General features: G+C 64.2%; 7 protein-coding genes and 5 pseudogenes. 8 read left to right on the forward strand and 4 right to left on the reverse strand.

Features of this window, described 5'->3' with window-relative positions; translation table 11 throughout:
* Window positions 1-11: 11 nt before the first annotated feature.
* Window positions 12-1100, reverse strand: a complete 1089-nt coding sequence (gene ltrA, locus NF20_RS20665; protein ID WP_050594191.1) for a group II intron reverse transcriptase/maturase — start codon at window positions 1098-1100, stop codon at window positions 12-14.
* Window positions 1101-1421: 321 nt separating this feature from the next.
* Between ltrA and istA the strand changes: the two are divergent.
* Window positions 1422-2927: pseudogene (gene istA, locus NF20_RS20670) on the forward strand (IS21 family transposase).
* Window positions 2924-3715 (forward strand): IS21-like element helper ATPase IstB, encoded by a 792-nt coding sequence (istB, locus tag NF20_RS20675; protein ID WP_033711273.1) that lies wholly within the window; start codon window positions 2924-2926, stop codon window positions 3713-3715. Before istA ends, istB begins: the two are co-directional and overlap by 4 nt.
* A 465-nt stretch (window positions 3716-4180) precedes the next feature.
* Here istB and NF20_RS20680 read toward each other — a convergent pair whose 3' ends face one another.
* The 3 genes and pseudogenes from NF20_RS20680 to NF20_RS28980 form a co-directional block, all read right to left on the reverse strand.
* Complete coding sequence (locus NF20_RS20680; protein WP_033711281.1) at window positions 4181-4618, reverse strand: hypothetical protein; 438 nt, start codon at window positions 4616-4618, stop codon at window positions 4181-4183.
* 85 nt (window positions 4619-4703) lie between these two features.
* Window positions 4704-4985 carry a hypothetical protein gene (locus NF20_RS20685; protein WP_136244823.1) on the reverse strand — a complete coding sequence of 94 codons (282 nt, stop codon included), beginning with the start codon at window positions 4983-4985 and terminating at the stop codon, window positions 4704-4706.
* Window positions 4986-5114: 129 nt separating this feature from the next.
* Window positions 5115-6462, reverse strand: a pseudogene (locus NF20_RS28980) (IS256 family transposase).
* A gap of 76 nt (window positions 6463-6538) precedes the next feature.
* Here NF20_RS28980 and NF20_RS28450 point away from each other — a divergent pair.
* From NF20_RS28450 to NF20_RS20715, 6 genes and pseudogenes are all read left to right on the forward strand, one after another.
* Window positions 6539-6941: pseudogene (locus NF20_RS28450) on the forward strand (DnaB-like helicase C-terminal domain-containing protein); the annotation flags it as partial.
* Window positions 6934-7228, forward strand: a pseudogene (locus NF20_RS26730) (transposase); the annotation flags it as partial. The pseudogenes NF20_RS28450 and NF20_RS26730, both read left to right, overlap by 8 nt.
* 141 nt (window positions 7229-7369) lie before the next feature.
* A pseudogene (locus tag NF20_RS26735) lies at window positions 7370-8098 on the forward strand (IS30 family transposase); the annotation flags it as partial.
* A 612-nt stretch (window positions 8099-8710) separates the two neighbouring features.
* Window positions 8711-9799 (forward strand): reverse transcriptase domain-containing protein, encoded by a 1089-nt coding sequence (locus tag NF20_RS27770; RefSeq protein WP_322887920.1) that lies wholly within the window; start codon window positions 8711-8713, stop codon window positions 9797-9799.
* Window positions 9796-10164 (forward strand): group II intron maturase-specific domain-containing protein, encoded by a 369-nt coding sequence (locus tag NF20_RS28770; RefSeq protein ID WP_308494560.1) that lies wholly within the window; start codon window positions 9796-9798, stop codon window positions 10162-10164. The genes NF20_RS27770 and NF20_RS28770 overlap by 4 nt, the downstream gene beginning before the upstream one ends.
* A gap of 259 nt (window positions 10165-10423) precedes the next feature.
* A partial coding sequence (locus NF20_RS20715) for an IS30 family transposase (RefSeq protein WP_416332330.1) occupies window positions 10424-10716 on the forward strand: 293 nt, incomplete at its 3' end.

A 10716-nucleotide genomic window follows, 5' to 3' on the forward strand; every position in this document is an offset into this window, starting at 1 on the left:
CCGCACCTTCGTCATGATCGAAAGCAGCGCTTCTTCGACGGGTAGGTGTAGACAGCTGCCTTGTTCGTGCCCTTCTTGCGGCGCCGCTGGATGCGGAATCCGAGAAAGTCGAACCCCTCGTCGAGGTGGCATACCTGGGTCTTCTCCACGGATAGCCGTAGCCCCAGTGGGGCAATGACATCCGCGACTTCGTCCCATAATGCGTCCGCGTGCGCTTTGGTTCCGGCCACCATGATCACGAAATCGTCGGCATAGCGGACGATCCGATAGGTGGCCCCGCCACGTTTGCGATGGGCATCTCGCCGCTGAGATGTCCGATGGGCATCCCATTTCACACGGAAATGTGCGTCCAACACCGTCAGAGCGATGTTGGCCAGCAGCGGTGAGAGTATGCCACCCTGGGGTGTGCCGGTATCAGATTCCCTGACCGTTCCGTCGCCAGACATGATGCCCGCCTTCAGGAATGCCTTGATCAGGGCCAGGACCCGCTTGTCGACGATCCGCGTGCGTACTCGTTCCATGATGGCGGAGTGAGCCAGTTCGTCGAAACACGCCGCGATGTCAGCCTCGAAGACCCAGTGATAGTTCCGGGTCCCCAAAGCATGTATCTCGGCGATCGCGTCCTGAGCGCGACGTCGGGGACGGAAACCGTAACTGACCGGCTCGAAATCCGCCTCGAAGATCGGCTCCAACACCAACAGCAACGACGCTTGAACCGTGCGGTCCATCGCCGTGGGAATACCGAGCCGCCTGAGTTTGCTGCTCCCTGGTTTGGGAATGAGTATCTCCCGCACCGGAAGTGGAGCAAATGTCCGTGCCTTCAGTTCGGTTCGAACGTGGCTCAGGAACGCCACCGTCTCGGCATCTCCGGTTATGGACGCAGGAGTCAGCCGGTCGACACCGGCTGAGCGTGCGCCCTTGTTGCCCCGCACCCGTTCCCACGCGACGGTGAGAAAGTCCGGGTGGTGGACGAGGTTGAACACATCATCAAAGCGGCGGTCGGAATCTTCGACCGCCCAGTGGTGCAGCTTGCGTTGCATCTGTCGTACCTGCCATGCCGCCTGATCGGGATCGGGCCATGACAGCTCACCGGTATTCACCAGTGCCTCCGTTCGTGTCGTGTTCGCTGCATCAATTCCGCTGGGGCCCTTCGCCATGCACGAGGCTTTCCCCCGCTCGGACTACTACGGCCCCTCCGCCCCACCGCGTGGCCATCGACAGACGACGCGTCAACCCGGATTCGGCGCCCTCTGTGAATGGCCATGAGAAAGTCCCCATCTGTGGCCAGTAGGAAGTCCCCACTGGTGGCCAAGTAGAAGTCCCCACTCCTTTGCGGGCTCGTCGTGTCTTTTCCGGGAGCTGAGGGCCTGGGCGGTGACGGTGATAGCGCCAACTGCCACCACACCGCCCAGGGAGCTCTATTGAAGTCTGCAAGGGAGCGTATGAACATCATTTCGGCGTATCACCAGGTCGGCACGTATCGTGGCGCGGCCGAGCTGTGCGGGACTACCCACAAAACGGTCAAACGGGTCATCGAACGGGCCGAGGGCGGTGGTCCGCCGCCGCGGGAGCGGCGGCCACGCAATCTCGACGCCTTCACCGATCTGGTCGCCGCGCGAGTGGACAAGTCGAACGGCAGGATCTCGGCGAAGCGGCTGTTGCTGGTGGCCCGCGCGGCCGGATATGGCGGCTCAGCACGGAACTTCCGTCGGCTGGTGGCGGAGCAGAAAGTGTTGTGGCGCAGACAGAACCGGCATCAGCGGCGTCCGGCGGTGTGGTCACCGGGTGACTATCTGGTGATGGACTGGGCTCAAGCCGCACCGGGGTTGTTGGTGTTCTGCGCGGTCCTGGCCTATTCACGGTGGCGGTTCGTGCGGTTTGCCGCCGACCAGAAGGCCTCCACCACGTTGGCGATGATCGCCGAGGCCCTCGAGGCCATCGGCGGGGTGCCGGCCAAGATCCTGGCCGATCGGATGGGCTGCCTCAAGGGTGGTGTGGTCGCCAATGTTGTTGTGCCGACTCCGGATTACGTGCGTTTCGCCTCTCACTACGGGTTCGTCCCGGATTTCTGTCACGGCGCGGATCCGCAATCGAAGGGCATCGTGGAGAACCTGTGCGGCTATGCCCAGGACGACCTGGCGGTGCCGCTGCTGACCGAAGCCGCCATCGCCGGCGAATCGGTCGATCTGCGAGCCCTCAACGCCCACGCCGCGGTGTGGTGCGCCGAGGTCAACGCTGCGGTGCATTCCGAGATCTGCGCGGTCCCTGATGAGCGGCTCGCTGAGGAGCGCACCGTGTTGAAGGCGTTGCCGTCGTTGCGGCTGGAGATCGGTGCTGGCTCGGTGCGTCGCAAGGTCGACAGCCTGTCGTGTATCCGCTATGGCTCGGCCCGCTACTCGGTGCCCCAACGGCTCGTCGGGGCCACGGTGGCGGTCGTGGTTGATCACGGTGCCTTGCTCATTCTGGAACCCGCGACCGGGGTGATCGTGGCTGAGCACGAGTTGGTTGGCCCGGGTGAGGTGTCGATCCTCGATGAGCATTACGACGGGCCCAGACCGGCACCGTCGCGCGGACCGCGACCGAAAACCCAAGCAGAGAAACAGTTCTGCGCCCTCGGCGTGGAAGCTGAGCAGTTCTTGGTTGGTGCTGCCGCCATCGGTAATACCCGGCTGAAATCTGAGATCGACATCCTGCTGGGGCTCGGAGCTGCTCACGGTGAGCAGGCGTTGGTCGACGCCCTGCGTCGGGCGGTGGCGTTTCGGCGGTTCCGCGCTGCCGACGTGCGCTCCATCCTCGATGCCGGCGCCGGCGCCCCACAACCCCGCCCGGCTGGGGACGCTCTGGTCCTCGATCTGCCCACCGCCGAGACCCGGTCCTTGGATGCTTACAAGATCGGCGGCACGTCCACTGATGGCACCGCGTCATGACCGCTGTCGAACCGGTGCCACCAGCCTCGGTGGCGCCGTTGCCTGCTGACCTCGATGCCGCGTTGCGTCGGTTGAAGTTGGCTACCGTGCGCCGCAATGCCGCCGAGGTGCTGCAGGTGGCCAAGACCCAACGCTGGACCCCGGAGGAGATTCTGCGGACGTTGGTCGAGGCCGAGATCGCCGCCCGCGATGCCTCCAACACCGCCAACCGCCTCAAGGCCGCGGCGTTCCCGGTCATCAAGTCTCTCGACGGTTTCGACGTCAAAGGCTCGTCGATCACCCAGGCGACGTTCGACTATCTGTCGAGTCTGGAATGGATTCGGGCGCAACAGAATCTGGCGGTTATCGGTCCGCCGGGTACAGGCAAAAGTCACTTGCTCATCGGCTGCGGGCACGCCGCCGTGCACGCCGGCTTCAAGGTCCGCTATTTCACCGCCGCAGACCTCATCGAGGTGCTCTACCGGGGCATAGCCGACAACACTGTCGGCAAGATCATCGACTCGCTACTGAGGGCCGACCTCCTGCTGGTCGATGAGATCGGCTTCGCCCCGCTCGACGACACCGGCACCCAGCTGCTGTTCCGTTTGGTGGCGGCGGGCTACGAACGCCGCTCCCTGGCCATCGCCTCGCACTGGCCCTTCGAACAATGGGGACGATTCCTGCCCGAGCACACCACCGCCGCCAGCATCCTCGACCGGCTGCTGCACCACGCCACCATCGTCATCACCTCCGGCGAGTCCTACCGGATGCGCCACGCCGACCACAAGAAGGGAGCCACCAAGAGTTAACCAATCACCCGCAACGGAGTGGGGACTTCACCTGGCCAAAAACGGGGACTTCCAGATGGCCATTGACACCCTCGGCTGAGGACGACGACACGGGAGCCTCGCGATGGTTCCCACGTTCACTGCTGACCGCTCGAGGAGGGAGGTGCCCAGCTATGCCCCTGCGATATCGCCACGGCTACGCCGCAGGCATTCACCGTGGCCTCCAGCGGCAGCGACCTAAACCGCAGCCGGAGTTCCCAACACCGAGACGCCAGTGGTGTTGGTGCGCATCGCAGACCAGCCCGAATCCACCGGGTTAGAGCTGGCGGGAGACTTGAGAGGCGTTAAAACACTGGTTCCTCGCGTACACCTTCTCCTCATGCTTGCCGGACCCAGGCCATCCGGTAGTGCCGGCCTGTCCCGTCGTTGTCGGGGCTGCTTACCACCCTCGCCGGCGTCTCCCGGTCCAGGCTGCCCCCAGCTTCGTTACGCTGCTGCGACAGCACAACGGCGCAGGTCTCTCACCTCCGCTCGGTCACACAGCGCCTCGTGGCGCACGAGGTCACCCTCCCAGTGGCCCGCCTGTCGGCGGGTTTGGACGCTCGCCGGTCGCTCGTGGATTGACCGCAGCTTGGTGAGTTGTTTCAGCGCGCCGTCGATAGCGCGATCCGTACCGAGGCCGACACGCTGGAGCGCATTCGGCGGCTGGCAGCCCACTACGACGACGCGACGATCGCGCGTCTGCTCGCACGGCAGGGCGTGATGACTGCGACCGGGCTGGCGTTCACCCGCGACCGGGTTGGCAGCCTGCGCCGCAAACACGGTATCGCCGGGCCGACCGAGCCTGTCGTACCCGTCGGCGACGATGTACGCATGGTCAGTATCGCCGAAGCCGAGACGCTGCTGGGGCACCTCCCGCGCCACTCTCTACCGGTGGCTGGCAAGCGGCTTCATCCACGGCGAGCAACATCGCCCTGGCGACCCGTGGCGGATCCGCATCGACCCCGAGCTACGCGCCAATATCACCCCAGACACACCCGACGGATGGGTTGGGCTCGAGCAGGCTGCCCGCCGACTCGGCGTGGCCAAACAGACCGTCCTGGATCGAATCCGCCGCGGAGAGCTCAACGCCGTCCACGTCAACCGTGGCCAACGCAAAGGCCTGGCCATCCAACTGCCGCTGCCGGAGGAGACCTTGTTCACTACGGCGCCATGAAACGCCGACAGCAGCTTGTCGCATCCGGTCCAGAACACCTAATCGCACCACCCGCCCGACCATGAACACCAACAACAACGCAGCATTCGGCCCGAATCTGGACCGAATGAGACAAACGACGAAAGGAAATTAGCAGTGAGAACCGGGATCGACCGGGTTGCCCAACTCGTCGCGCAGATCGATCGTTCGCTTGCGTTCATGAGTCTATGCGGTAGCGCTGACAGGCTCGGTTGGCACCAGGCCAGTTTCGGTGTGATTTTGCGGATTCCTTTGCGGCAGTTCGGTCGGTGGGTCGTGCAGCGATCTGCGTAGGTCGGCCAGCAGCCGCAGCCCGGCCGGGGTCATGGTGAACCCGCGCCATCCGGCGCTGGCGCGGTCGAGTACGGCCCACACCAGTGTGAGGCAGGAGTACTCGCCGGGCAGGCGGCCGATCACCTTGACTCTGCGCCGTGTTTCGCCGAAGGTGCGTTCGATGAAGTTGGAGTGTCGGGCCCTGGGCCAATGCTCACGGGGAAACCGCAGGTAGACGGTCAGCGAGTCGCGGTCATCGAGCAGGGCCCGCACTGCGGCCGGGTAGGAGTCGCGCCAGCGCTTGGCGAACGCGTCGGTCCTGTTTTGGGCGAGTTTGACCGCGGCGATGCCGGGTTCGACATCGGCTGGTAGGTCGAAGACCGCCCAATAATCGGCTTTGACGTCAGCTTGGGCATTCTTGGGCACCTTGGCCAGGATGTTTCTGGCGCGATGAATAAGACACCGCTGCCGCAACGCCGCGCCCATGGTGGTCTCGACCGCGCCGATCAGCCCGGGTGCGCCGTCGCTGATCACCAGCAGTGGGCACGCCAGGCCGCGTTCGCCGAGCCCGCGCAAGAACCCTTCCCAGGCCGCACCGGATTCCGAGGAGGCCGCCTCAAGCCCGACGAACACCGGTTTGCCGTCGGTGTCGATACCCCACGCGGCCAGTACCGGCTCGGCTGAGGCGCCTGCGTGGTATTTAAAGTGCGACCCGTCCAGGAACAGGTAATCGAGCTCGACGTCGTCGAGGCGGCGAGCGCTCCACTGCTCGAACTGAGCCGTTGATGTCCTCGCAGATGCGCGACACCGTCGACTTCGACACCGCGGCGGCCTCGCCGAGCGCTTCGACCAGGGTGGCCTCCACGTCGCGGACCGACAACCCGCGCACGAACCCGGCGATCACCAATGCCTCCAATGCGTTGGTCTTGGTTACTCCCTTGCCGAACAGCTGGGAGGCGAACCGCTCGGTGGTGCCGCGCATCTTCGGCCGTGCCAGCGTCACCGGTCCCGCGGTGGTCTTCACCGTGGTCGGGCAGTATCCGTTGCGCATCCCGGCGCGGGCGTCCGCACAGCTCGCGGTCCGCTGGTAGCGGTCCCGGCCCAAAAACGCGGCCACTTCGGCCTCGATGGCGGTCTGCAGCAGCAACCGGGCACCAAGCCGGGCTACTTCCTCGATCGCGCCCGCCAGGTCCTCGCCGCCGGCGAACACACCATCAATTTCTGCCTGCAACCGCTGCACAGGCGATACCCTCTTCGACACGGACGTAGGCTCCTTCCATCAGACTGGCCGGTCTTCGAGGGAACCTACGTCCGGATTCTTTTACACCGCGGCAGGGACACGACCTAGCGAGGACACTGTCGCGTTAGAGGACTTGCTGACTCCGACACTCGACGAGTTGGACACGATCGCTACCAATGGCGGTCTGGCGCGGGGCGTGCCGACCGGATTCGCTGATCTCGATGAGATCACCTGCGGGCTTCAGCCAGGAACCATGGTTACCGTTGCGGCTCGTCCGGGCGTTGGAAAAGTCCGTTCTAGCACTGGATTTCATGCGATCGTGTTCGCTCAGACATCGGATGGCCAGTGTCATCTTCTCGTTGGAAATGAGTAAGTCCGAAATTGTGATGCGGCTGCTGGCGGCCGAAGCGAGGGTCAAACTTGCGGATATGCGTTCGGGGCGCATGAATGACGATGACTGGATCCGGGTGGGCGGCACCATGAGTCAAATCAGCGATGCCCGGATTCGGCCCGTTGCTAGGAGGCGGAATTCGTGGCCGCGATTAACGGCGATCTAGCTAACTACGAGACCGTGGATAGGCTTGCGGGCATCGCTGGTCTTTCACCAGTGCCACACGATTCCGGGCGCGTCACGGGCAACCTGAAACGTCCACGCAGGTATGACCGGCGCTTACTCCGAGCCTGCTACATGGCTGCCCACAACAGTCTCCGCACCAGTCCAGCATCGCGTGCCTTCTACGACCGGAAACGAGCCCAGGGCAAACGCCACAGTTGTCGGCGTCGTCTGAAAACTGACCCCGTGTCGACGCGGTGGTTTCTAGGTGCGGTCGCAACACTTCTCTAGATTCTGGAGGTTGTGTTGGCATCGTCGCGTCGGGTGAAGAAGGGGCCGGGACGTCGTCCGCAGTCGGCCAAGCGTCAGCGGTTCATGGAGTTGCGGGCTCGCGGGTGGAGCGTGCGGGCCGCGGCCCGCGAAGTCGGTGTGTCCCGGTCCGCTGCGACGAACTGGACACGCGGTTACAAGACCTACCGCAACGGCGTCGCGGTCGGGTTCGTCCCGCCGCTAGATCGACTAGCGGTCCGCCAGATCAGCACGCGATACCTGTCCCAGGACGAGCGCATCGAGATCGCCGATCTGCATCACTCAGGGCTGAGGGTGCGGACGATCGCCACCCGACTCGGTCGAGCGCCGTCGACGATTTCGAGGGAGCTACGGCGCAACGCACCAGCCGGCCGCGGATATCAGCCCTTCGATGCCCACCGGCGAGCCACCGCGCGACGAGCACGTCACCACCGCCGTCGGGTCGACACCAACGACCAGCTCGGTAACGCGGTCGCCGAGCTGCTTCTTCAGCGTTGGAGCCCCCAACAGATCAGCCGTCACCTCCGCCACCGCTTCCCCGATGATTCATCGATGTGGTTATGCCACGAAAGCATCTATCAAGCTGTCTATCAACCGAATTCACGTTTCATGCGGCCCTCGCGATTAGCGCCGCACCGACGCTCACCGCTGCGCACCGGTCGAGATCACCGCCGAGCGCATCACCGCCAGAGTTGCCGGCGGCCGCGGTTCCAGCAGCCGATGCTCACCATCCACGACCGGTCCTTCTCGGCTGTCGACCGGTCTGAAGCCGGCCACTGGGAAGGCGACCTTGTGCGCCACGAGGCGCTGTGTGACCGAGCGGAGGTGAGAGACCTGCGCCGTTGTGCTGTCGCAGCAGCGTAACGAAGCTGGGGGCAGCCTGGACCGGGAGACGCCGGCGAGGGTGGTAAGCAGCCCCGACAACGACGGGACAGGCCGGCACTACCGGATGGCCTGGGTCCGGCAAGCATGAGGAGAAGGTGTACGCGAGGAACCAGTGTTTTAACGCCTCTCAAGTCTCCCGCCAGCTCTAACCCGGTGGATTCGGGCTGGTCTGCGATGCGCACCAACACCACTGGCGTCTCGGTGTTGGGAACTCCGGCTGCGGTTTAGGTCGCTGCCGCTGGAGGCCACGGTGAATGCCTGCGGCGTAGCCGTGGCGATATCGCAGGGGCATAGCTGGGCACCTCCCTCCTCGAGCGGTCAGCAGTGAACGTGGGAACCATCGCGAGGCTCCCGTGTCGTCGTCCTCAGCCGAGGGCGCCGAATCCGGGTTGACGCGTCGTCTGTCGATGGCCACGCGGTGGGGCGGAGGGGCCGTAGTAGTCCGAGCGGGGGAAAGCCTCGTGCATGGCGAAGGGCCCCAGCGGAATTGATGCAGCGAACACGACACGAACGGAGGCACTGGTGAATACCGGTGAGCTGTCATGGCCCGATCCCGATCAGGCGGCATGGCAGGTACGACAGATGCAACGCAAGCTGCACCACTGGGCGGTCGAAGATTCCGACCGCCGCTTTGATGATGTGTTCAACCTCGTCCACCACCCGGACTTTCTCACCGTCGCGTGGGAACGGGTGCGGGGCAACAAGGGCGCACGCTCAGCCGGTGTCGACCGGCTGACTCCTGCGTCCATAACCGGAGATGCCGAGACGGTGGCGTTCCTGAGCCACGTTCGAACCGAACTGAAGGCACGGACATTTGCTCCACTTCCGGTGCGGGAGATACTCATTCCCAAACCAGGGAGCAGCAAACTCAGGCGGCTCGGTATTCCCACGGCGATGGACCGCACGGTTCAAGCGTCGTTGCTGTTGGTGTTGGAGCCGATCTTCGAGGCGGATTTCGAGCCGGTCAGTTACGGTTTCCGTCCCCGACGTCGCGCTCAGGACGCGATCGCCGAGATACATGCTTTGGGGACCCGGAACTATCACTGGGTCTTCGAGGCTGACATCGCGGCGTGTTTCGACGAACTGGCTCACTCCGCCATCATGGAACGAGTACGCACGCGGATCGTCGACAAGCGGGTCCTGGCCCTGATCAAGGCATTCCTGAAGGCGGGCATCATGTCTGGCGACGGAACGGTCAGGGAATCTGATACCGGCACACCCCAGGGTGGCATACTCTCACCGCTGCTGGCCAACATCGCTCTGACGGTGTTGGACGCACATTTCCGTGTGAAATGGGATGCCCATCGGACATCTCAGCGGCGAGATGCCCATCGCAAACGTGGCGGGGCCACCTATCGGATCGTCCGCTATGCCGACGATTTCGTGATCATGGTGGCCGGAACCAAAGCGCACGCGGACGCATTATGGGACGAAGTCGCGGATGTCATTGCCCCACTGGGGCTACGGCTATCCGTGGAGAAGACCCAGGTATGCCACCTCGACGAGGGTTCGACTTTCTCGGATTCCGCATCCAGCGGCGCCGCAAGAAGGGCACGAACAAGGCAGCTGTCTACACCTACCCGTCGAAGAAGGCGCTGCTTTCGATCATGACGAAGGTGCGGGCGCTGACCAAGAAGGCACGTCATCATGGCCTTGCTGATCTCCTCGGACGCCTCAACCCGGTGCTCCGAGGATGGTGTGCGTATTTCCGTCACGGTGTGTCGAAGGCAACCTTCGGATACCTCGATTCCTTTGCCTGGCATCGGGTCACCCAGTGGCTGCTCAAACGGCACAAGCGGATCACGTGGGCGGAGCTCTACCGGCGGTTCCTGACCGGAAGGCCAGGCAATCGTCCGCAAGAGAATGGGATCGTCATGTTCGATACCACCACCGTTCCGATCACTCGGTATCGGTGGCGGGCGAGCAACATCCCCACACCGTGGACCAGCACAGCGGCGACCTCGGTCCCCGCATAACGGTGGCAGTCCGTGGAGCGCCGGATGCGACGAGAGTCGCACGTCCGGTGCGGAGGGCGGGCCGGGGAAACGGGCCAGGAGCAATCCCGGCACCGCGCCCCGGTCCGACCCCTACATCATCGGTAATAACCACCTCTCGGCGATCGGCACTCTGGTCGAACGCCAGACCGGATGCTGCGGTTGGTGCATCTGCCTCGCAGTGACGCCGACTCCCTGCACGCGGCCTTGGTGGCCCGCATGAAGGATCTGCCACACGCTGATGCGGTCGATCACCTGGGACCAGGGCACCGAGATGGCGCGCCACCTTGCCACCACCGACAAGCTCGGCGCGCCCGTCTACTTCTGCGACTCCAGATCACCCTGGCAACGCGGCACGAACGAGAACACCAACGGACTGCTGCGCGACTACTTCCCGAAGGGCGTCACCCTCATCAGCCACCCGCCGGAGCAGTTGTTGGCCGTCGAACACGAACTCAACCATCGCCCCCGCATAGTCCTCCAAGACCGTTGCCCCGCCGATCTATTCGCTGCCCTGTTAGTCTCGAGTGATCC

Origin of the sequence: Mycobacterium sp. MAC_080597_8934 (assembly GCF_000523975.1) — a bacterium.
Taxonomy (GTDB): Bacteria; Actinomycetota; Actinomycetes; order Mycobacteriales; family Mycobacteriaceae; genus Mycobacterium; species Mycobacterium avium.